Below are 22,149 nucleotides of genomic sequence, written 5' to 3' on the forward strand. Positions count from 1 at the left end.
GAGGCGGCGAGACTGCATCCCCTGTCGCCGCTTCGCAGGAAAAGAATCATACTCTGTAGAAAACGGGTGTTCTAGCTGAAATAAATCATGACAAATCAGCGCGCGTCGCGCGACCGCGGCGATCGCCCCGCGCGCCGTTTTCCCGTCGTGCCCGGAACGGGATTTGCTTGGATCCGGAGCGCTTCGCCGCCAGGAGAGCCGCGATGGAAACGTCAGCTCATGCGCGCGCCACCCATCCGCGCAGCATCGAACTCGACAACGACGACACGCACGACAGCACCGTCGACACCGACGGCAAGAACCGCGAGGCCGCGCGTCTTGCGAGCGGCAGCGCCTTCTCGCCGGACCAGGTCACGCGCAGCAACGCGTCGCTCGTCAACGCGATGCCGGAGGCCGGCGACGGTTTCGCCGGCTTCGACAGCCGCCCGGGCGGCAATCATCCGGCGTTCGCGCTGCGGGCCGGTTACATGGTGATCGAGAAAGGGTTCGACGCGCCGCCGCACACGGGCGACGAGCTGTTCGGCCCCGTTCACCGGATGCACGGCAGCGCGTACTGGCCCGGCCACGGACGCCGGCCGGAACGCGCGATCGAAATCACGGCGGTGCCGCGATAGCGTGCGCGGCGTTTGAATCGGGCGTTCGATTGCCGGGTCGGGCTGGAGCGTGGCCGACGGTCGATCGTGCTCAATGCGCGTGTGTGCGCGAGCGCGTTGTGCGGCCGGCTCGCATGCGGGGGAGCGATCGTATCGGCGCAGCAGCGAGATCGGCGTCGGTTCCGGTTTGGCACTCGAACGTGATGCGACGCCGAGCATCGCGTTGCGAACCGCGTCGATGCAGGGGCGTTGATCGACGTCACGCCCTCGCGATGCGGTTGCGGTTCAATGGAGCCGATGCGCGCGGTTCATCGGGCGATCACCGACACGCATCCACGCTGTCTGTGCGCAGCCCGGGCGCGTTCGCATGCTGTGCCGTCGCTGGATGCGCGGGCGAGGTAGTCGATGACGATTTCGGATATCCGCTCGGCACGCGCAGCGACGCGCCTGGCGATCGTCCCGACGGCGGACACGATCGCTAGGCGCGTCGCGATCACGCGCGCCGATCGCGCAGCGCAGCATGCGGTGCGTGCATGGCTCGCGGGCATCACGCGCCGTCGCAACGGCCGAAGCGCCGCGATCGCGACGACCGGCACGTCGCTGCAAAGTCGCTGCCGTTGGTTTACTCTGCCTCGCAGCAACGCATGGCCCGCTCTGCCATTCGGCCGACTTTCGTTCAACCCGCCACACGGAGACACTATGTACAAGCGCATTCTGGTTGCCATCGACGGCAGCGACACGTCGCGCCATGCGTTCGACGCGGCGCTCGCGCTCGCGAAAGAGCACGGCGCGGAACTGCAGCCGTTCTACGTCGTCGAGAACGCCGCGATCTATTACAACGTGCCCGGCTACGATCCGTCCGTGCTGCGCGACCAGCTCGTCGCACAGGGCAACGCGCTCGCGGCCGATTTCACGAAGCTGATGCAGGCGGCCGGCGTGAAGGGCAAGACGCTGATGAGCGAGGCATCGTCGCTCAACGACGTGTCGACGCTGATCCTCGACGGCGCGAAGGCATTCGGCGCCGATCTGCTGGTGCTCGGCACGCACGGCCGCCGCGGCTTCCGTCGCCTCGTGCTCGGCAGCATCGCCGAACAGTGCGTGCGGCATGCGACGCTGCCCGTGCTGCTGATTCCGGCCGCCGCGCACACGGACGAGCAGGAAGGCTGAGCGTCGGTGGTCGGACCGCGTCGCGATTGCGGTGCGGTGCGCGCGCCACGGCACATCTGTGCGCATGCCGTGGCGGTGGCCCAGGCAACGAGCGGGCGGCTGAGTCTCGGCGGCCGTGTCACGTAGCAGTTGCGGCGCCATGCGGTGCCTGCGGTGCGCACACGCAACGGCACGCGCGCCCGCCCGCATACCGCTGCCACTGCCCGCGACGACCAGCGCAGGCAGGCCGAGCGGCAGCGGCCGCGTCACGTCGCCAGTGCCCGCGGCATGTGCGCGCGGTCGCGACGTTTTGTCACCCGACAGCCGCAACTTGCGGTGGGACAATGATTCCGTCGATTCAACGCCGGAGTAAACGATCATGCTGACGCCCGTCGCCACACGTCCCGCCGCCCCGTCCCATGCAGGCAGCTGGGCTCCCCGCCAGGCACCGCACTGCTCGTCGTGCGCGATGCGGCATCTGTGCATGCCGCAGGGCCTCGCGCCCGAAGCGCTCAGCCGTCTCGAATCGGTCATCTGCGCGGCACGCCCGGTCAAGCGCGGCGAAGCGCTGTTCCGCGAAGGCGACGCGTTCGACAACCTGTACGCGGTGCGCTCCGGTTCGCTGAAAACCGTCGCCACGCGCCACGACGGCCGCGAGCAGGTCACCGGCCTGCACCTCGCGGGCGAAGCGCTCGGCCTCGACGGCATCTGCGACGACACGCATCCGCGTACCGCGGTCGCGCTGGAAGACAGCTCCGTCTGCGTGATTCCGTACACCGCGCTCAAGTCGCTGTGCTCGGAAGCCGGCTCGATGCAGCTTCGCATGCACAAGCTGATGAGCGAGCAGATCGTGCGCGAGACGACGCAGACCATGCTGCTCGGTTCGCTGAACGCGGAAGAACGCGTCGCCGCGTTCCTGCTCGACGTGTCGTCGCGCTACCTGAAGCGCGGCTATTCGCCGTCGGAGTTCAACCTGCGGATGACGCGCGAAGACATCGGCAGCTACCTCGGCATGACGCTCGAAACGGTCAGCCGCACGCTGTCGAAATTCCAGAAGCGCGGCCTGATCGAGATGCACGGCCGCCTCGTGCAGATCGTCGACTTCGACGGCCTGCATCACGTGTGACGCCGCCCGCCTCTCCCCCTCCTCGCCGCGATCAGTCGAGAAACAGCGCGGCGCGCGCCTTCAGCGCCGCGCTGAAATCGTCGAGCCAGCCGATCGACAGCCGCCAGCTCTGCCAGTAGAGCTCGATATCGACGGTCCGCCCGCGCGACATGTCGACCAGCTCGCCGGCCGCCAGCTGGCGGTCGACCATCCGGTCCGGACACATTCCCCACCCCAGCCCCGTCTCGCATGCGCGCAGGTAGCCCGCGACGTGCGGAATCCAGTGTTGCGGCGGATCGAGATCCGCGCGCGTCACGCGCCGGATGAAGCGCGCCTGCAGGCCGTCCTTCGGATTGAACATCACGCACGGCGCGCGGCGCAGCGCATCGCGCGTGATGCCCGCGCCGAAATAGCGTTCGTGGAACACCGGCGAACATACGGCGCGATACCGGATGCGCCCGAGCCGCGTCGACCGGCATCCCTGGATCGGCTCGGCCTGCGCGGTCACCGCGCCCTGCACGCTGCCGTCGCGAATCCGCGCGGCCGTGTAGTCCTGATCGTCGATCACGAGGTCGAGCAGGGTTTCGCGCTCGGTGCAGAACGGCCCGACCGCATCGATGAACCACGTCGCGACGCTGTCGTCGTTGACGGCCACGCGCAACGTCGGCCATGCACTCGCGATCTGGCCCGGCAACGCGGGCATCCGTCCGCCCAGTTCCGCCTCGAGCAGCTGCACGCGCTCGGTATGCCGGCACAGCAGCGCGCCTGACGTCGTCGCGACGCACGGCTGCCCGCGCTTGACGAGCACGCTGCCGACGCGCTCCTCCAGCAGTTTCACGCGCTGCGATACCGCCGACGGCGTGACGTTCAGCTCCTTGGCCGCCCGTTCGAACGAACCGTGGCGGATCACGGCCGCGAGGGCGTCGAGCAACGCATAGTCGAGCATTAGATTTCCTTAATCGGCATTAGGTGAATTAGCTTCTCTTATGTCGCGGCTGCCCGCAGACTAGCGCCAACCGACTCACCCGTCTACTGCTTCACCTTCTCCCATCATGAACTGGATCGCTTTTTCCCACGGCGCCGCCCTGTGCGGGTCGCTCATCGTCACCATCGGCGCGCAGAACGCGTTCGTGCTCCGCCAGGGCATCATGCGCTCGCATGTCGGCAAGATCGTGCTGCTGTGCGCGCTGTCCGACATGATCCTGATCGGCGCGGGCGTCGGCGGCGCGTCGGTGCTCGTCGAACGCTATCCGACCTTCGTCCACGTGGTGCTGTACGTCGGCCTCGCGTATCTCGCGTGGTTCGGCTTCAACGCGCTGCGCCGCGCGTTCAGGCCCGGGCATGAAACGCTCGACGTGCGCGGCGACGCGGTCGCGCCGCCGCCGCAGAGCGCGGTCGCGATCGTGCTGATGACGCTCGCGTTCACGTGGCTCAACCCGCACGTGTATCTCGACACGTTCCTGCTGATCGGCACGGCCGGTGCGCGCGAGCCGGAAGGCACGCGCGTCGCGTTCGCGATCGGCGCAATGTCGGTCAGCATCGTATGGTTCCTCGGGCTCGGATACGGCGCGCGACTGCTCGCGCCCTGGTTCCGCAAGGCCGTCGCCTGGCGCGTGCTGGATGGCGCGATCGGCAGCATGGTGCTGTTTCTCGCGGCCGTGCAGTTGCGATAGCGCGCGTTGTAAAAAAATCGGTCACGGGCGGCAGCATGCCGCCCGTGTTTCGTTCCGGCGCCGCGCCGCAAGTCGCATCACCTCCGCTCCGGACGGTGCCGCCCGTCGCGCACCGGCGAAGCGAAATTCGGCTCCGGATCCAACACGGCCGCACGATCCGCCCAGATAACGGATGCCGCATCTGCCATGCCGCGCGATGTGTCCGCGTTCGCGGCCGCGTGCCGGCTGCACGATTCCGGCCGATGCGCGAGAATGTTCGGGTGTCCCGCGACAACGGCGCAAGCGCTTCGCCGATCCGCCGCCCCGTCGCACGCTTCTCGACCCATCCCGTCGTTCGATTCCCTCATCTCGCAGATATCGGAGAGCAACATGGCACTACGCACCCTCGGCACGTCGGACATCCAGGTTTCACCGCTCGCATTCGGCGGCAACGTGTTCGGCTGGACCGTCGACGAGAACGCATCGTTTGCGCTGCTCGATGCCCTCGCCGACACCGGCATCAACTTCATCGATACGGCCGACGTCTATTCGGCCTGGGCGCCCGGCAACAGCGGCGGCGAATCCGAAACGATCATCGGCAAGTGGCTCAAGCGCTCCGGCAGGCGCGAACAGGTCGTGATCGCGACCAAGGTCGGCATGCTGCAGGCACGCGCGGGGCTGACGAAAGCGAACATCCTGAAGGCCGCCGACGATTCGCTGCGCCGGCTGCAGACCGACTACATCGACCTGTATTTCTCGCATCGCGATCTCGCCGACACGGCGCCGCTCGAGGAAACGCTCGGCGCATACCAGACGCTGATCGACGCGGGCAAGGTGCGCATCATCGGCGCGTCGAACTACAGCGGCGCGCGCCTGCGCGAAGCCGCCGACATCAGCCAGCGCAACGGCCTGCCCGCGTACCAGGTGATTCAGCCGGAATACAACCTGATCGACCGCGCCGAGTACGAACGCGATCTCGAACCGGTCGTGCGCGACCTGAAGCTCGGCGTCGTCAACTATTACGCGCTCGCGAGCGGCTTCCTGTCGGGCAAGTACCGCAGCGAGGCCGACCTGAAGAAGAGCGTGCGCGGCGACCGCGTCGCCGGCTATCTCGATGCGCGCGGCCTGCGCATTCTCGCCGCGCTCGACGACGTATCGGCGAAACACGGCACGCAACCGGCCGCGATCGCACTCGCGTGGCAGATCGCGCGGCCGACGATCACCGCGCCGATCGCGAGCGCGACGTCGCTCGAGCAGCTCGCGCTGCTCGGCGAAGCAATTCGCGTGCGCCTGGACGACGACGATATCCGCAAGATCGACGAGGCCAGCGCGGTCTGAAGTTCCGCTGTCGCGGGCCGGCGGCCTGACTCGCAAGGATTGGCGGTTCCGGTCGTCGGCCCGTGTCACGTACAGCGCGGCAAACGCGCATGCCGACACGCCGCCTGTAATGCGGAGTACGTCAGCGCGACAAGCCACGCTACCGGCACTCGACTTCGAAGAAGCTGGCCCGCGCCTTCTTCGTGTATCTCTGCACAACGAAACAGATCCCGCACCGTCATGTCCACGCAGAACCGAAAAACATAACCCGAATACGCGCACAGCGCTTGCCTGCGACGGCCACCTTCGTTGACTCGGACGGACATCCTGCCGCAACCCGCCGCCCCAAGCGCGCTCGACGCGCGCCCCGGGTCTTTCACCGATTGACCGCGCCCGTCGACGTGCCGGAGACTGCGCCGCTCGGGCGGTCATTGGGAGAACGTGATGCCGGACCTCAACACGGGGATCGTGTCGATCTCGACGCGCGCGGTACGCGGTGACGAACGCGTCGACTTCTGGGTCGACCATGTCGCCCGCTCGCTCGTGCGCATCGAATGCAGCGGCAAATCGTCCGAAGGCATCGACGCATCGCTGCGCAAGCGCGAGCTCGGGCCGCTCAGCGTGTGCGACATCGCCGCAAACCGGCACGCGGTCGTCCGCACGCCGCACAACATCCACGCCGACCCGCGGGACGCCGTGTTCGTGTGCCTGATGCACGAGGGCCACGGCTATACGTTTCAGGACGTCGAATGCATCCAGCATGCGCCCGGCGACATCGTGCTGTACGACACGTCGATGCCGTACGGTCACGGCTTTCCCGCGAACATGGCGATGACCGTGCTCGACGTGCCGCGCGGCGTCTTCGACGCGCGCGTCGGCCCGTGGCGCCATCGCAGCGTCATCAAGATCGATCGCGGCGACGGCGTCACGTCGTGGGCCGCGCGGCAGCTCTACGCGCTGCTTGCCGAACCGCATGAAGCGGCGGCCGACGCACGCGACCGGCGTGCGGCCGCGATGCTCGACCTCGTGCGTGCGATGCTGCGGCTGCGCGACGGCGATGCGTCGCCGACCAGGTCGACCGTGCACACGCTGTCGCGCGCGAAGGCATTCATCGACAGCCATCTCGCCGACGACGACCTCGACACGCAGTCGGTCAGCCGCGCGATCAAGCTGTCGCCGCGCCAGCTGGCGCGCATCTTCGAAATCGAAGGGATTCCGCTCACGCGCTACATCCTCGCGCGGCGCCTCGAACGCTGCCGCGCGGACCTGCGCGACCCGTCGCTGAAACACCTGACGGTCAGCGAAATCGCGTTTCGCTGGGGGTTCAACAACAGCGCACATTTCAGCCGCAGCTATCGCGCGCGCTTCGGCGAGACGCCGAGCGACACGCGCGTGCCGGCCGACGCCCGCTAGCCGCGCCGCCGCGTCGTTTCCGTTGCGCCCGCCGTGTCCCGGCGAGGCAAGCACGACGGCCGTGCCGATCAAATCGCGCCGCGCCCCCGTCGCTAAGCTGGCTTCCTGCGCGGCGGTGCTCGTTCCGCCGCCCGACAGCAAGGAGACGAAGCGGGATGGAGACGTACGACCATATCGTCGTCGGCGGCGGTTCGGCCGGCTGCACGGTGGCACATCGATTGGTAAAGGCCGGCAGGCGCGTGCTGCTGCTCGAGGACGGCCCGGAGGACGACAGCCTGTTCATCCGGATACCGGCGACGTTCATTCGCGTGCTCGGCACGCAGCGCACGATCACGTTCGAAAGCGAGCCGCAGGCCGGCGCAGCCGGGCGCAAGACCTACGTGCCGCAGGGCCGCACGCTCGGCGGCGGCAGTTCGGTCAACGCGATGCTGTACGTGCGCGGCACGCGCGCCGACTACGACGAATGGGCCGCGCTCGGCTGCACGGGCTGGAGCTGGGACGACGTGCTGCCGGTGTTCAAGCACGCCGAGTCGCACCTGCGGCTGTCCGAGCCGTTCCACGGCACCGACGGGCCGTTGAAGGTCGGCGACACGCGTTTCCGGCACCCGTTGAGCCTCGCGTTCGTGAAGGCCGCGCAGGAAACCGGCATCGCATACAACGACGATTTCAACGGCGCCGCGCAGCACGGCGTCGGCTTCTATCACACGACGATTTTCGACGGACAGCGCGGCAGCACCGCGGCGACGTATCTCGCCGACGTGATCGGCGCACCGAACCTGCGCGTGCTGACCGGCTGCCGCGTCACGCGCGTGCGCTTCGACGGCCGGCGCGCGACCGGCGTCGAATGGCGAGCGGAAGGCGGTGCGACGGGCGGGGCCGCTGCGCGCGCCGACGTCGTACTCGCAGCCGGCGCGCTCGGCACACCGAAGCTGCTGATGCTGTCCGGCATCGGGCCGGGCGCGCATCTGCACGCGCACGGCATCGACGTGCTGCACGACAGCCCGGAGGTCGGCGCGAATTACCAGGACCATCTCGAAGTGTCGATCTACGGCTACAGCCATGCGCCGATCAGCCTGTTCGGCGAGGATCGCGGGCTGAACGCGCTACGGCACGGGCTGCAGTGGCTGCTGAGCCGCACGGGCCTGCTGACGTCGAACGTCGTCGAGTCCGGCGCGTTCGTCGATACGGCGGGCGGCGACCGCCCGGACATCCAGTTCCACGTGCTGCCGACGCTCGTCGGCGACGTCGATCGCGAACCGCTGCCGGGGCACGGACTGTCGATCAACCCGTGCCTGCTGCGCCCGAAGTCGCGCGGCTCGGTGCAACTGCGCGGCAACGATCCGGCCGCGCCGATCCGCTTCGACAGCGGCGCGTTGTCGGATCCGGCCGACGTCGACGGTCTCGTACGCGGCGTCGCGCTCGCGCAGCGGATCATCCGCGCGCCGTCGCTCGCGCGCATCGTCCGCGAAGCCGAAGCGCTGCCCGACGACGCGCTGGCCGATTACGTGCGGCGCCGCGCGAAAACCGTCTATCACCCGGCCGGTACCTGCCGGATGGGAAGCGACGAGCGCGCGGTCGTGACGCCGCGTCTCGCGGTGCAAGGAATCGACGGATTGCGGATCTGCGACGCGTCGGTGATGCCGCGCATCGTGTCGGGCAACACGAACGCGCCGACGATCATGATCGCGGAGCGCTGTGCCGAGTTCATGCTCGCGGAGTGACGCGGCGACGCCCGGCGCCGGAAGGAAAACGCGATGCAAACGAAAGCGGCGCGTGCGTCACGCGCCGCGTCGGCATCGGTTTCGCTGCTTCAGCAGGCGTTGCGCAGCGCCATCGGCGACGCGCCGTAGCGTTCGCGAATCGCGCGGCTGAAGTGCGCCTGGCTCGAAAAACCCCAGCGAAACGCGATTTCCCCGATGCTCGTCTTGCGCAGCCGCGCATCGACCAGTTCGCGGTGCGCGTGCGACAGCCGCTCGGCCCAGATGTGCTGCGTGATCGTCTCGCCTTCGGCCGCGAAGAGCCGGCTCAGGTGCCGCAACGACAGCCCGACCGCGTCGGCGACCGCCTGCGGCCCGAGTTCCGGATCGCCCAGATGCGTCGCGATGTATTGCTTCGCGGTGAGCAGGTACGACAGCGACGCACGCGATGCGCCCGCGCCGTTCACTTCCGCATCGATGAGTTCCGCGACCAGCGTGCGCGTGTGTTCGACGAAACGCGCGGCATCGCGTTCGACCGGTGCCTTCATGAACCGCTCGACACTCGCGCGCAGCGTCGTGCCGAGCATCGCGCTCGCACCCGGTTTGGGGGCGATCCGCAGCGGCAGCGCGGTCAGGTCCGCGTCGAAGCGGTCGTCGAACGTGGCGACCGGAATATCGATCAGCAGCTGCCGCATCGGCGTGAGGAATCCGAATAGGTAAGGCACGCGCGTGTCGTACACGACGACGTCGCCGGCTTCCGCGAGCAGGCAGCGATCGCGCTGGATGAAATACGCGCGTCCGCTCAGGATCTGGCACGCAAACAACGACTCCTTCGGCAACTGGCGCACCAGCGCGGGGCTGCGCTCGATCACGTGATCGCGCCCGCTGATGTCGGCCACGCCGAGCCCCGGCAGCGCGAGATCGGTCTTCTCGACCTCGAGGCCCGCCGGCGACAGCGACGAGCAGCGCAGGCCGACCAGCGTCGCGGCGTTGAACGCATCCCAGTACGCCATCCGGTCGCGCACCGGCACGTCGGCCGTCGAGCCGCGCGTGCATGAAAGAACGGTCGAATTCGTCACGTCGCCTCCTGCTGGCGCCTGTCGTGCGCAGCGGCACGGATTGGGGGATGGTTCGTCTGTTGTTGGTGCGGTGCGATGTCCGGCCCGATCAAGCAATTCGTCCCGCCCAGTCAAGAGTGCCGCGCACCGGCTGGCTAAAGTCGACCCCACGACACCAAACCGACAAGGAGACAGACCGTGGTCGACAAAGCCGTATCCGAATTCTGGCAAAACATCGCGCCGATTGCCAATCCGTTCAAGCCCGATGCGCTGCCGGAAGCCTATATCCAGAACGCGGCCACCGAGGACGAGCGCTATTACGTTCCGTTCACCGAAACGGTTTCGTCGCGGCCGCTGTGGATCTCGCCGTCGCAGAACAAATGGTGCGACATCCTGATGGCGAAGGAAGCCGGGCTCGTGAACCGGCACTATCACCCGCACGAGGTGTTCGCGTACACGCTGTCCGGCAAGTGGGGATACCTGGAGCACGAATGGACCGCGACGCGCGGCGACTTCGTGTATGAAACGCCCGGCGAAGGACACACGCTCGTCGCGTTCGATCATCCGGAGCCGATGCGCGCGTTCTTCATCGTCAAGGGTCCGCTGATCTGGCTCGACGACGAAGGCAATCCCGACGGCTACTTCGACGTGCACTCGTACATCGCGATGTGCAAGGCCCATTACGAGAAGGTCGGCCTCGGCGCGCAGGCGGTCGAGAAGCTGTTCCGCTGACGCGCGACGAGGCCGCTCATGACATCCCGCCCCTCCCCCCGACTGGCATGGACGTACGAGAACAGGTTGCTGCTGATCCTGTTCATGACGTTCGGCTTCGTGTTCTTCGACCGTCTCGCGCTGTCGTTCCTGTTTCCGTTCATGTCCGCCGAACTGCATCTGTCGAATACGCAGCTCGGCATGGTGTCGTCCGCGCTCGCGCTCACGTGGGCGCTGTCCGGTGCCGCGACCGGCGCATGGTCCGATGCGCGCGGCACGCGCAAGCCGCTGCTGATCGCGGCGGTGCTCGGCTTTTCCGTGTGTTCGGCGCTGTCGGGTCTCGTCGGCGGCTTTGCGAGCCTGATCGCGTTCCGCGCGCTGATGGGCATCGCCGAAGGGCCCGTGCTGCCGCTGTCGCAATCGCTGATGGTCGAGAGCTCGACGCCGAGCCGCCGCGGGCTGAACATGGGCCTGCTGCAAGGGTCGGCCGCCGGCCTGCTCGGCGCGATGATCGGCCCGCCGGTCGTGATCGGCATCGCGACCGCGTACGGCTGGCGCGAGGCGTTCTACGTGTCGTGCATTCCGGGCTTCCTGATCGCGTTCTGCATCTGGCGCTGGGTGCGCGAGGTGCCGCCCGGCGGCGTGCGGCACGCGCAGGCCGACAGCACCGTCGTATCGAGCGAAGCGGCGGTCAACCGCTGGGCGCTGCTCAAGGAGCGCAACATCCTGCTGTGCGTGCTGATCAGCTGCTTCTTCCTCACGTGGTTCGTCGTGATCATCTCGTTCGCGCCGGTCTTTCTCGTCGAGAGCCGCCACCTGTCGCCGGCCGACATGGGCGTCGTGATGACGTGCCTCGGCGCCGCATGGGTGTTCTGGGGCTTCGCGGTGCCGGCGATCTCCGACCGGATCGGCCGCAAGCCGACGATGATCGCGTTCGCACTGATCGCCGCCGTCTGCCCGGTCGCGATGATCCACGTCAACGCGCTGTGGGCGCTCGGCGCGCTGGTGTTCGTCACGTACACGGGCCTCGGCTGCTTCACGCTGTTCATGGCGACGATTCCGGCCGAAACGGTGCCGCCGCGCGCAATCGCAAGCGCGCTCGGCCTGATCATGGGCGCCGGCGAGCTGATCGGCGGCTTCGTCGCGCCGACCGTCGCCGGCTTCGCGGCCGACAAGTACGGCCTGCAGTTCGCGATGTGGACGTCGGCCGCCGGCGCGATCGCCGCATGCGTGCTGTCGTTCGGTCTCGTCGAAACCGCGCCGGCCGTGCTGCGCAAGCGCGCGCTCGCCGGCAGCGCTCCCCGTCTCGACACGTCAAACCTCGGAGGACGCTGACATGCGTGCACTTCAATGGCACGGCCCGCGCGACATCCGCGTGGCCGAACTCGACACGCCGCGCGCGGGGCCCGGCGAGGTTCGCATCGCGGTCGCGTATTGCGGCATCTGCGGCAGCGACCTGCACGAATACGCGGACGGCCCGCATGCGATTCCGGTCGACACGCCGCATCCGTTGTCCGGCCGTACCGCGCCGCTCACGCTCGGTCACGAGTTCTGCGGCACCGTCGTCGAAGTCGGCGCAGGGGTAACGACGCTGGTTCCCGGCGACCGCGTCGCGGTCGAGCCCGAGTATCACTGCCACCAGTGCGCGTACTGCCGCGCGGGGTCGTACAACCTGTGCGTGTCGATGGGCTTCGCCGGCCTGATGGGCGACGGCGGGATGGCCGACTTCGCGGTCGTGCCGGCCTACATGCTGCACCGGCTGCCCGACGACGTCAGTCTCGAGCAAGCCGCGGTGATGGAGCCGGCCGCCGTCGCGCTGCATGCGTTGCGGCGCGGCGAACTGCGGCTCGGCGACACCTGCGCGGTGTTCGGCCTCGGGCCGATCGGCCTGCTGCTGATCATGCTCGCGAAGCTGCAGGGTGCGACGACGATCGTCGCGGTCGACGTGTCGCCGGAGCGGCTCGCCGCGGCCACGCGCTTCGGTGCGACGCACGCGTTCGATGCGCGCTCGCTCGACGCGCCGGTGCTGCGCGATGCGATCCGCGAAGCGGCGGGCGGACTCGGCGTCGACGTGAGCTTCGAGGCGGCCGGGTTGCCGGCCACGTTCGAAGCCGCGATGCAGGGGCTGCGCAAGGGCGGCCGCCTCGTGATGGTCGGCCTGATGCCGCATGCGGGCTTCGATGCGTTCCGCGCGGTCAACGACGAGCTGACCTTCACGGCGAGCGTCGGCTACCGGCACGTGTACGAAGACCTGCTGCGATTGATCGGCTCGGGCGCGCTCGATCTCACGTCGATCGTCACGCGCACCGTGTCGCTCGAAGATGCCGTCGCCGACGGCTTCGACGCGCTGCTCGCCGATCGCGCGCAGATCAAGATCCTCGTTGCGCCGTCGCGCCGGCATGCGCGTGCTGTCCACACCGTCGGGAGTATCGAGCATGAACCGCCCCTCGTCGTTTGACGGCAAGACCGTCGTCGTGACGGGCGGCACGTCGGGCATCGGCGCGCGCACCGCGTGGCGTTTCGCGGAGGCGGGCGCATCGGTCGTCGCGCTCGGGCTCGACGCTGCCGGCACGCATGCGCCGGTCCATCCCGGCATCCGCTGCGTCGAGCTCGACGTGACCGACAGCGAAGCGCTGACGCGCAGGATCCGCGCGCTGCCGCGCGTCGACGTGCTGGTCAACGGCGTCGGCATCAGCCGGCACGCGGACGAATACCGGATGGACCAGTTCGAGCTCGTGCTGAACGTGAACCTCACATCGGTGATGCGGGCGTCCGATGCTGCGCTGCCGGCGCTGTCGGCAAACGGCGGCAGCATCGTCAACGTCGCGTCGATGTACACGTATTTCGGCAGCAAGGATCGCCCCGCGTACAGCGCGAGCAAGGGCGGCATCGCGCAGCTCACGCGCTCGCTCGCGCAGGCGTGGGCCGAGCGCGGGATCCGCGTGAACGCGGTCGCACCCGGCTGGATCGATACGCCGCTCAGCAGCGGATTGATGGCCGATACGCACGCTTCGCGGCGGATTCTCGAGCGCACGCCGCTCGCGCGCTGGGGCACGGCCGACGAGGTCGCGGAAGTGATCCTGTTCCTGTGCTCGCCCGGCGCATCGTTCGTCACCGGTTCGGTCGTGCCGGTGGACGGCGGGTATTCGACGGTTTAGCGCGAGTCGCATGCGGGCATCGGCGCATACGTACCGCGCCGGTGCCGCCCCGCTCGCGCGCCCGCCCGGCCCGCGTGCCCGATACGGCCGCGCTGTTCAGCGTACGACCGTTTCGGGCGTTTCACGATTCACTTTCTTCATATCAATCAGTAGTCCGATCAAAAATATTCCGGCATGACCGGAAACATGTGAGGAGCATCCTGGAGATGACGAAAAAGACCTTGCTGGCCCTCGCGGCCTGCACGCTTCCGGCCGCGGCGTTCGCGCAGAGCAGCGTGACGATGTTCGGGCTGCTGGATGCCGGCATCAGCTACGTCAGCAACGAAGGCGGCCACGGCAGCGCGAAATTCGACGACAACATCTTCTTCCCGAACCTGCTCGGTTTCGAAGGCAAGGAGGATCTCGGCGCCGGCACGCGCGCGATCTTCCGGCTCGTCAATCAGTTCTCGCTCGCGAACGGCTCGATGATCGGCGGCGGGCTGTTCGCGCGCACCGCCTACGTCGGTCTGCAGAACGACCGTTACGGCACGCTGACGCTCGGCAACCAGTACGAATTCATGGTCGACTCGCTGGCCGCGAGCGGCAACGAGATCGCGCAGGATCTGGTCGGGCTGTACGGCTTTCGCAACGGCCCGTTCGACAAGCTCGCGCTGCCGAACAATCCGACCGGCGCGTTCGACTGGGATCGCGTCGCGGGCAGCAATCGCGTCGCGAATTCGGTGAAGTACGCGAGTCCGTCGATCTCGGGGCTGACGTTCGGCGCGTTGTACGGCTTCGGCAACGTCGCGGGGTCGATCGGCGCGAACAACACCGTCAGCGTGGGTGCGAGCTACGACAACGGCCCGTTCGGCGCGGGCGCCGCTTACACCAACCAGAAGTACGGTGCGGCTGCAGGATCGCCGGCCACCACCGTGCGCAACTGGGGCGCCGGCGCGCACTATACGCTCGGCACGGTCACCGCGAAGGCGCTCTTCACGACCGTGCACAACGCATGGAACGGCGCGGGCGCGTGGTCGGCGGAAGCCGGCGCCGCATGGCATCCGTCGCCGGTGTGGGTGATCGGCGCGAGCTACACGTACATGAAGGGCAACGACACGCTCGACAACGCGCACGCGCACCAGGTCCTCGCCGCCGTCCAGTACTGGCTGTCGAAACGCACGATGGTGTATGTCGCAGGCGTGCATCAGCGCGCGAGCCATGGCAGCAACGCGCAGATCAACGGCGTGATGGATCCGAACGGCGCATCGAGCGGCGTGCAGCAGTCCGTTGCGCGGATCGGGTTCAGTACGCGGTTCTGATGCGCGTTGGCGCGTTGGTGCGTTGGTGCTGAACCGCACGGGCGCCCGTCCGGCTCATGCCGGGCGGGCTTTACGTTGGCGCCATGCGATCAGAAGCGGATGGTCACCGACTTCGGTTCGGTATAGGCATCGATGAACGCCGACCCGTATTCGCGGCCGATACCGGAGCCTTTCGCGCCGCCGAACGGAACGGCGGGATCGACCAGCGTATGCATGTTCACCCACACGGTGCCGGCTTCGATGCGCGGCACGTAGCGCAGCGCCTTCGACAGATCGTTCGTCCACAGGCTCGCGGTCAGTCCGAACGGCGTGTCGTTCATCATCGCGATCAGCTCCTCGTCGTCGTCGAACGGCACGAACGCACCGACCGGCCCGAAGATCTCGTTGCGATACGAAGACGATTCCAGCGAGCGCGGCAGCACGATCGTCGGCTTCACGTAGAAGCCGTCGCGCACATACGCGCCGCCGCCGGTGACGATCGTGTCGCCTTCCGTGCGCGCGAGCTCGAACGCGTCGATGCATTTGCGGAACTGCGGCTCGTTGCAGACGGGGCCGATCATCCCCGCGTCGTCCATCGGGTCGGCCGGCTGGAAGCTGTCGACGCGCGCCTTGATCTTCTCGATCACCTCGTCGAACTGCGAACGATGCACGAAGAAGCGTTCGGCCGACGCGCACACCTGCCCGCCATGCAGGAACCCGGCCTCGACGATGCCGTCGAGGATTCGGTCGACCGGCGTATCGGGCAGGAACGCCGCCGCGTTCTTGCCGCCCAGCTCGAGCGTGAAGCGCGTGAGGTTCGCGTTGACGGCTTGCTCGCCGATGAGGCGGCCGGTCGGCACCGAACCGGTGAACGACACCTTCGCCACGCGCGGATCGCGGACCACCTTCGCGCCGACCTGGCCGGTGCCGTTGATCACGTTCAGCGTGCCGGGCGGCAGGCCGGCTTCGGTCGCCAGCTCGGCGATGCGCAGCATCGTGAGCGGCGTGAATTCCGACGACTTGATCAGCACCGTGTTGCCGGTCGCGAGTGCCGCGCCGAATTTCCACACCGGGATCATCACCGGGAAATTCCACGGGATGATCCCGAACACGACGCCGAGCGGCTCGCGCAGCGTGAACGACGTGTAGCGTTCGCCGTTCATGCTCGGAAACGACGGTGCGAGCGTTTCGCCCGCGATCTTCGTGGCCCAGCCCGCGTAGTAGCGCAGCCAGCGGGCGGACCAGCCGACCTCGATCACGCGCGACAACGCGATCAGCTTGCCCGACTGCGCGGTTTCGATCTGCGCGATCTCCTCGCCGTGCGCTTCGATCAGGTCCGCGAAGCGCAGCAGGATGCGCTCGCGATCGGCCGGCGTCAGGTTGGCCCATTCGCCGCGGAATGCGCGCTGCGACGACGCGATCGCGGCTTCGACGTCGTCGTCGGTCGCCTGCGCGACCGAGCCGATCACCGCACGCGTCGACGGATCGCGCACGTCGATCCGTTCACCTCGGCCGGCTACCGCGCGGCCGTCGATGTAGTGACCATGTTCGCGCGCGAGAAACGCTTTGACTTCGTCCAGCATCCGAACCAGTGCCATCGGTGTTCCTCCGGAAATCCCGTTGAATGTGAGTGCGAAAGGCCGAGTTGCCGGCCGCTCATCGATTCTAGGGACGCGTCGCATACGCGATTCGGCGTTGCGTGCACACTTTTGGCTTCAGCGTGCAGATTCGTGCGACGTGGCGGTTTCCCTGTGAAAACCGCCCTTGACGCTGCGGTGTCACGCTCCGGACAATGGCCGGGCGTCGAGCTGCGTACCGCGCGTACGCATTGGGCTCGACCCGTTTCCCGACTCTCTCCTCATTCCGGCAATGGCACACGAACTCGTCGTCGACGCCAGCACCCGCAACGCGAACCTGCGAGACCTGATCGCGGACAGCTTCCTGCCGCTCGTCTTTCACGACACCGGCCCGCTGTTCCGGATGTCGGCGCGCGTGGCCGCGGTCGGCGGCCTGCGCATGGCGGATGTGGATACCACCGCGATCCGCGTCGATCGCGACCGCTCGCTCGCGTCGCGCGCCGACAGCGATTGCTACAAGGTCCTGTTCCAGATCGCCGGACAAAGCCGCATCACGCAACGGCGCGCGACAGCGACCGTCAATCCCGGCGAGTGGGTGATCTACGATGCGACGCAGCCGTACACGATCGAATCGGCGCACGCGTCACGCTTCGTCGCCGCGCTGACGCCGCCGAGGAGCGGCACGATGTGGCGATGGTTCGTCGAGCGCGAGGGCGTGCAGGTGCGCAAGACCGTCGGCAATGCGCAGCTGGCACTGCAGTCGATCCGCTTCCTGATGGACGGGCAGGTGCCGAACGATCCGGAAAGCCTGTTCGGCTTCGAGCAGTCGACGCTGATGCTGCTCGATTCGGTGATTCGCCGCGAGGCGAGCGACTCGCTGACCGGCGCGGACGCACGCAGCGCGACGTTGCGGATGAATGCGGAAATTTATCTATCGCATCACTACAGCGATCCCGATCTGTCGCCTGACAAGCTGGCGCGCGCGCTGAACGTGTCGCGTCGCACGCTGTACAGCGCGCTGGCCGCGACCGAGCGGACGCCGCAGAGCCTGATACAGGAATATCGGCTGCAGGCGAGCCGGCGGGCGCTGGAAGATCCGGCGGATACCAGCCGCACGCTGCTGGAGCTGGCGATCGCTTGCGGGTTTTCGGACATCACGCATTTCGGGCGCGCGTTCAAGGCGCGGTTCGGGTGTAGTCCGGGAGCGTATCGCATCGCATTCCGCAATACGCGCGGAGACTGACGGGTTGCATCGCGCGTCGGCGATGCGGTGCGTACCAGGTGGCGATCGAATCCGGCGTCACACGCACGTCGCCCGCAACGCACGCCCAATCGGGTACCCGCCGTGCAGCCTTTGGCCGCGCCGTGTGCTCGACACGCCGGCCACCAAACTCGGGCGGATCTCGATCGGGCCGAATACGGAGGGATCGTCAGCGGGCCGATGGCGCTCGCAGGAGCCGCTTCCGTACGACTTCACCGCCGCGGGCGCTTGCTCCGATTCCCTGACTGAACGCTTCAATCCGTTCTGGTGCCATGCGCAAGCTGCTGCCCGGACCTTCCCCCACCATGCGCCCCCAATAATCCTCCTTGACACTCTATCTTTCGATATATATCTTTAGATATGTTTTACGACATATAGGACTCGATCATGCGACACAACCCCTCCCACGGCCATGCCCGATGCGACGGACATGGTGCGCATGCGCGCGCTGACTGGTTCGCGGGCCTCTGGCACGCGATCGGCCGCCACCGCCGCGGTCATGACCCATTCGGCGGCGGCCCGTTCGGTGGCCGCGGTGGACGCGGCGGCTTTGGCGATTTCGGCGACGACGGCATGCCGCGCGGCCGCCAGTTCAGTTCCGACGATCTCCAGCTGCTGCTGCTCGCACTGGTCGCCGAGCAGCCGAGCCACGGCTACGAACTGATCAAGGCGCTCGACACGCGCTCGAACGGTTTCTACAGCCCGAGCCCCGGCATGGTGTATCCGGCGCTGACCTATCTCGAGGAAGTCGGCTTCGTCGTGTCGCAGGCGGAAGGCAACCGCAAGCGCTACGCGCTGACCGACGCCGGTCGCGCGCACCTCGATGCGCAGCGCGAGCGCGTCGATACCCTGTTCGCGCGCCTCACGCATCTCGCGCGCAAGATGGAATTCATGCGCCGCGCGTTCGCCGGCGAATCGGCGGGCAGCGACACGCCGGACGAAACGCAGCCCGGCTGGCTGCCGGAGTTCGTCGAGGCCCGTCTGGCACTGAAGCGCGCGCTGCTCCACAAGAGCGGCGCCGACGCCGACGAACAACGGCGTATCGCGGCGATCATGCGCCGCGCGACGGCCGAAATCGAAGGCGGCACCGGCGCGTAACCCGCGCCGCCCGCCCACACTCAAGGAGAACGGTTTGATGCCGAACACATCCGAACGCGCCGTTACCCGCGTGCGCCATACGCTGAAGTTCCGCCTGCTGCAGGTCGTGCGCGTGCATGCGGTGACACCGCACCTGCTGCGCGTGACCCTCGGCGGCCCCGACCTCGCGGATTTCGAATCGTCGTCGTTCGACGATCACGTGAAGGTGTTTTTCCCGGCGCCCGGCGCCGAACGGCCCGCGATGCCGACGCTCGGCGCGAACGGCCCGGAGTTTCCGGAAGGCGAGCCGAAGCCGGTCGCGCGCGATTTCACGCCGCGCCGCTTCGATCGCGCCGCGTGCGAACTCGATCTGGAATTCGTGCTGAACCATCCCGGCCCCGCATCGCAGTGGGCGGCGCAGGCGCGCGTCGGCCAATGGCTCGGGATCGGCGGTCCGCGCGGTTCGTTCGTGGTGCCGACCGGTTTCGACTGGCATCTGCTGATCGGCGACGATACGGCGCTGCCGGCCATCGCGCGCCGTCTCGAGCAATTGCCGGCCGGCTCGCGTGCGGCAGTCGTGCTGGAAGTCGCCGATCGCACCGCGCAGATCGCGTTCGACACGCGTGCCGACGTGCATGAAGTCTGGCGCTTTCGCGCGGAAGCCGATGCATCGGACGGCGACGCGCTGCTGACCGCCGTGCGCGAACTGCCGCTGCCGTCGTCCGGCGACGGCTACGTGTGGGCGGCGGGCGAAGCGCAGTCGATGCGTGCGGTGCGGCAGCACCTGACGGGCGAGCGCGGCGTCGACAAGTCGCGCATCCGCGCGGCGGCCTACTGGAAGCGCGGCGCGACGGCCGTGCACGAAACGCTGGAAGACTGACCGGAACGGGCGCCCGCGCCGCGGCGGGCTTGGCATCGGCGGGGCGGCTGGTATATATGTACGTCTGCGGCGCCGCTGTCGGGCGACAGCCGCCGCAGCCTGCCCAGGAGCGCCCGGTCATGACAAAAGAAAGCCACGCTTCGCCTTTCCTTCGCAACCTGAAGATCGCCGGCTATTGCGGCCTGGCGGCCGTCGTGCTCGCGCTGTTCGTCGCGATGTGCGCGATCCTGAAGGAAAGCGCGCTCGAACGCGACGCCGCAAGGCACCCGGGCGAAACGCCCGAACTGCACGAAGCGGGCGGCAGCACGTCGGCGTCGGCCGACTCGGCCAAGACGCCCGGTTGACGGCGTCCGGCCCGTCCTGCGCCGCGTTCTACCGCTCAGGGGGTGCGCTCACGCCCCATCATCACCGCGTGTACCACATCGCCGATCCGTTCGAGCAGTTCGACGACGCGTTGCCCGTACACGTGTGCGGCCAGCGCACCGGCCGTGCCGACCAGCACGCCGCCGGCCATGTCGAACGGCCAGTGCACGCCCGCATACACGCGCCCCCATGCAATCGCGGCGGCCATCGCGATCATCACGTAGCCGGTGAGCCGCGTGGTGCCGGCCAACAGCATGCCGACCGCGAGACTCCACGCGAACGTCATGTGATCGCTCGGAAACGAGCTGTCCGGCGCATGCGGAATCAGCTGCGTGCCGACGCCGGCCATGAACGGCCGCGGCGAGAACCAGAAATGCCCGATCACCTGCGCGAGCACGAGCGCGACGCACGTGCCGACGCCGGCTTCGATCGCCTGGCGCCGCGTCGGGCGCTCGCCGAAGATCCAGGTCAGCAGCAGCATCGCGGGGAACGCATAGACGAGCCAGTCGGCGGCGAAGATCGCGAGGCGGGCCACGCCCGGGTGCGGCGCAGCGCCGGCATTGATCGCGGAAAACAGGATGAGATTGAGGTTCTGCATGAATCCGGTTGCGTAAGGCGTAAGGATGGGACCGGGCGGCCCGGTCGGACGCGAACGATGCTAGGGCTCACTCGCTTAAGCGTTGCTTAATGTGCAGCGCAGGCGGCAACCTGGCCCCGAGCCGCGCGCGAACGCACTTAGAACCTGCACTGCAACACAAGTTCACGCAATTGTCACATTCCCGCGCGACTGTCTCCCGTAAAAGCTCACCAACCATCCCGTAAAGACTCACCTTTTCCACATCGTGGTGTCACTGATGCGTGCGAGCATCGGGGCGCGCGGCGCCGTCGACGTCCTTTGTGCCGATCGCCTCAACATTTGCACGGTAAATAATTCGAAATCGGCAACAATTAATTCCAGATGCGGCATCGCACAACGGCAACGCACAGGCATAGGATTACGAGCTTACGAGCACTCATCCACGAAGCGATCAACAACAAGGAGTCCGCATGAAACCGAGCGATGTCCGATCGAAAGCGTTTGCGATGCCGTTGACCAGCCCTGCGTTCCCGATGGGCCCGTACCGTTTCGTCGATCGTGAGTTTCTGATCATCACGTACCGCACCGATCCGGACCGTCTGCGCGAGATCGTCCCCGAGCCGCTGCAGGTGACCGAGCCGCTCGTCCATTACGAATTCATCCGCATGGCCGATTCGACCGGCTTCGGCGACTACACCGAAAGCGGCCAAGTGATCCCCGTCGAATACAACGGCCAGGCCGGCGGCTACACGCTCGCGATGTATCTCGACGATCACCCGCCGATCGCCGGCGGCCGCGAGCTGTGGGGTTTCCCGAAGAAGCTCGCGTCGCCCACGCTGCACGTGAACACCGATCACATCCTCGGCACGCTCGACTACGGCAAGGTGCGCGTCGCGACCGGCACGATGGGCTACAAGCACAAGGAACTCGACATCGACGAGCAGACCAAGCGCCTCGCCGGCCCGAACTTCCTGCTGAAGATCATCCCGCACGTCGACGGCACCGCACGCGTATGCGAACTGGTGCGCTACTACATGCAGGACATCAAGATGAAGGGCGCGTGGACGGGCCCCGCGTCGCTCGAACTCGCGCCGCACGCGCTTGCACCGGTGGCCGACCTGCCGGTGCTCGAGATCGTCGAAGCGCGCCACCTCGTCGCGGATCTCACGCTCGGGCTCGGCGAAGTCGTCTACGATTACCTCGCTCAGTAGCCTCCGTCACACATCCGCAGTCCTTTCTCCCTGTCAATCCTTTCACCACGGGAAATTCGAAATGAGCAACCTGAAT

21 protein-coding genes are annotated in these 22,149 nt (G+C 67.5%); 17 read left to right on the forward strand and 4 right to left on the reverse strand.

What is annotated here, in order from left to right; genetic code table 11:
- The first annotated feature begins 203 nt into the window (after positions 1-203).
- From Q3A80_RS30840 to fnr, 3 genes are all read left to right on the forward strand, one after another.
- The gene (locus tag Q3A80_RS30840; RefSeq protein WP_446332561.1) at positions 204-614 is read left to right on the forward strand and encodes a DUF3005 domain-containing protein; all 411 of its coding nucleotides are present in this window, start codon (positions 204-206) and stop codon (positions 612-614) included.
- Between the two features lie 678 nt (positions 615-1,292).
- Positions 1,293-1,760 carry a universal stress protein gene (locus Q3A80_RS30845; RefSeq protein WP_446332562.1) on the forward strand — a complete coding sequence of 156 codons (468 nt, stop codon included), beginning with the start codon at positions 1,293-1,295 and terminating at the stop codon, positions 1,758-1,760.
- A 358-nt stretch (positions 1,761-2,118) separates the two neighbouring features.
- On the forward strand, positions 2,119-2,865 hold the full coding sequence (gene fnr / locus Q3A80_RS30850) for a fumarate/nitrate reduction transcriptional regulator Fnr (protein ID WP_446332563.1): 747 nt from the start codon (positions 2,119-2,121) through the stop codon (positions 2,863-2,865).
- 31 nt (positions 2,866-2,896) lie between these two features.
- Here fnr and Q3A80_RS30855 read toward each other — a convergent pair whose 3' ends face one another.
- Entirely contained in the window at positions 2,897-3,790 is an 894-nt protein-coding gene (locus Q3A80_RS30855; RefSeq protein ID WP_446332564.1) for a LysR family transcriptional regulator ArgP, read from the reverse strand.
- 106 nt (positions 3,791-3,896) lie between these two features.
- Here Q3A80_RS30855 and Q3A80_RS30860 point away from each other — a divergent pair, with 106 nt between their 5' ends.
- The 4 genes from Q3A80_RS30860 to Q3A80_RS30875 all read left to right on the forward strand — a co-directional run bounded on the left by Q3A80_RS30860 (position 3,897) and on the right by Q3A80_RS30875 (position 8,947).
- Positions 3,897-4,517, forward strand: a complete 621-nt coding sequence (locus Q3A80_RS30860) for a LysE/ArgO family amino acid transporter (RefSeq protein WP_446332565.1) — start codon at positions 3,897-3,899, stop codon at positions 4,515-4,517.
- A 369-nt stretch (positions 4,518-4,886) separates the two neighbouring features.
- The gene (locus tag Q3A80_RS30865) at positions 4,887-5,834 is read left to right on the forward strand and encodes an aldo/keto reductase (protein WP_446332566.1); all 948 of its coding nucleotides are present in this window, start codon (positions 4,887-4,889) and stop codon (positions 5,832-5,834) included.
- A 423-nt stretch (positions 5,835-6,257) separates the two neighbouring features.
- Entirely contained in the window at positions 6,258-7,226 is a 969-nt protein-coding gene (locus Q3A80_RS30870; RefSeq protein WP_446332567.1) for a helix-turn-helix domain-containing protein, read from the forward strand.
- A gap of 155 nt (positions 7,227-7,381) precedes the next feature.
- The gene (locus Q3A80_RS30875) at positions 7,382-8,947 is read left to right on the forward strand and encodes a GMC family oxidoreductase (RefSeq protein WP_446332568.1); all 1,566 of its coding nucleotides are present in this window, start codon (positions 7,382-7,384) and stop codon (positions 8,945-8,947) included.
- An 89-nt stretch (positions 8,948-9,036) separates the two neighbouring features.
- Here Q3A80_RS30875 and Q3A80_RS30880 read toward each other — a convergent pair whose 3' ends face one another.
- Positions 9,037-10,002 carry a helix-turn-helix domain-containing protein gene (locus Q3A80_RS30880; protein ID WP_446332569.1) on the reverse strand — a complete coding sequence of 322 codons (966 nt, stop codon included), beginning with the start codon at positions 10,000-10,002 and terminating at the stop codon, positions 9,037-9,039.
- Positions 10,003-10,179: 177 nt separating this feature from the next.
- On the opposite strand from Q3A80_RS30880, the gene Q3A80_RS30885 reads away from it, so the two are divergent.
- From Q3A80_RS30885 to Q3A80_RS30905, 5 genes are all read left to right on the forward strand, one after another.
- Positions 10,180-10,713 (forward strand): 2,4'-dihydroxyacetophenone dioxygenase family protein, encoded by a 534-nt coding sequence (locus Q3A80_RS30885; RefSeq protein ID WP_446332570.1) that lies wholly within the window; start codon positions 10,180-10,182, stop codon positions 10,711-10,713.
- A gap of 18 nt (positions 10,714-10,731) precedes the next feature.
- Positions 10,732-12,027 carry an MFS transporter gene (locus tag Q3A80_RS30890; protein WP_446332571.1) on the forward strand — a complete coding sequence of 432 codons (1,296 nt, stop codon included), beginning with the start codon at positions 10,732-10,734 and terminating at the stop codon, positions 12,025-12,027.
- 1 nt (position 12,028) lies between these two features.
- Positions 12,029-13,150 (forward strand): 2,3-butanediol dehydrogenase, encoded by a 1,122-nt coding sequence (locus Q3A80_RS30895; RefSeq protein WP_446332572.1) that lies wholly within the window; start codon positions 12,029-12,031, stop codon positions 13,148-13,150.
- Positions 13,128-13,850: an SDR family NAD(P)-dependent oxidoreductase gene (locus Q3A80_RS30900; protein WP_446332573.1), complete on the forward strand. Its 723-nt coding sequence runs from the start codon at positions 13,128-13,130 to the stop codon at positions 13,848-13,850. The genes Q3A80_RS30895 and Q3A80_RS30900 overlap by 23 nt, the downstream gene beginning before the upstream one ends.
- A gap of 206 nt (positions 13,851-14,056) precedes the next feature.
- Complete coding sequence (locus tag Q3A80_RS30905) at positions 14,057-15,148, forward strand: porin (protein ID WP_446332574.1); 1,092 nt, start codon at positions 14,057-14,059, stop codon at positions 15,146-15,148.
- Positions 15,149-15,237: 89 nt separating this feature from the next.
- On the opposite strand, the gene Q3A80_RS30910 is transcribed toward Q3A80_RS30905, so the two are convergent.
- The gene (locus Q3A80_RS30910; protein ID WP_446332575.1) at positions 15,238-16,725 is read right to left on the reverse strand and encodes an NAD-dependent phenylacetaldehyde dehydrogenase; all 1,488 of its coding nucleotides are present in this window, start codon (positions 16,723-16,725) and stop codon (positions 15,238-15,240) included.
- Positions 16,726-16,996: 271 nt separating this feature from the next.
- Between Q3A80_RS30910 and Q3A80_RS30915 the strand changes: the two genes are divergently transcribed.
- The 4 genes from Q3A80_RS30915 (at position 16,997) to Q3A80_RS30930 (ending at position 20,266) form a co-directional block, all read left to right on the forward strand.
- Complete coding sequence (locus tag Q3A80_RS30915) at positions 16,997-17,947, forward strand: helix-turn-helix domain-containing protein (RefSeq protein ID WP_446332576.1); 951 nt, start codon at positions 16,997-16,999, stop codon at positions 17,945-17,947.
- A gap of 405 nt (positions 17,948-18,352) precedes the next feature.
- Positions 18,353-19,063 carry a PadR family transcriptional regulator gene (locus Q3A80_RS30920; RefSeq protein ID WP_446332577.1) on the forward strand — a complete coding sequence of 237 codons (711 nt, stop codon included), beginning with the start codon at positions 18,353-18,355 and terminating at the stop codon, positions 19,061-19,063.
- Between the two features lie 37 nt (positions 19,064-19,100).
- Positions 19,101-19,922 (forward strand): siderophore-interacting protein, encoded by an 822-nt coding sequence (locus Q3A80_RS30925; protein ID WP_446332578.1) that lies wholly within the window; start codon positions 19,101-19,103, stop codon positions 19,920-19,922.
- 119 nt (positions 19,923-20,041) lie between these two features.
- Entirely contained in the window at positions 20,042-20,266 is a 225-nt protein-coding gene (locus Q3A80_RS30930; RefSeq protein ID WP_446332579.1) for a hypothetical protein, read from the forward strand.
- A 35-nt stretch (positions 20,267-20,301) separates the two neighbouring features.
- Here the strand turns inward: Q3A80_RS30930 and Q3A80_RS30935 are convergent, their stop codons facing one another.
- Entirely contained in the window at positions 20,302-20,883 is a 582-nt protein-coding gene (locus Q3A80_RS30935) for an undecaprenyl-diphosphatase (RefSeq protein WP_446332580.1), read from the reverse strand.
- Between the two features lie 449 nt (positions 20,884-21,332).
- Between Q3A80_RS30935 and Q3A80_RS30940 the strand changes: the two genes are divergently transcribed.
- Positions 21,333-22,073 (forward strand): acetoacetate decarboxylase, encoded by a 741-nt coding sequence (locus Q3A80_RS30940; RefSeq protein WP_006485181.1) that lies wholly within the window; start codon positions 21,333-21,335, stop codon positions 22,071-22,073.
- Positions 22,074-22,149 lie beyond the last annotated feature (76 nt).

Source organism: Burkholderia sp. SR8, assembly GCF_052851275.1.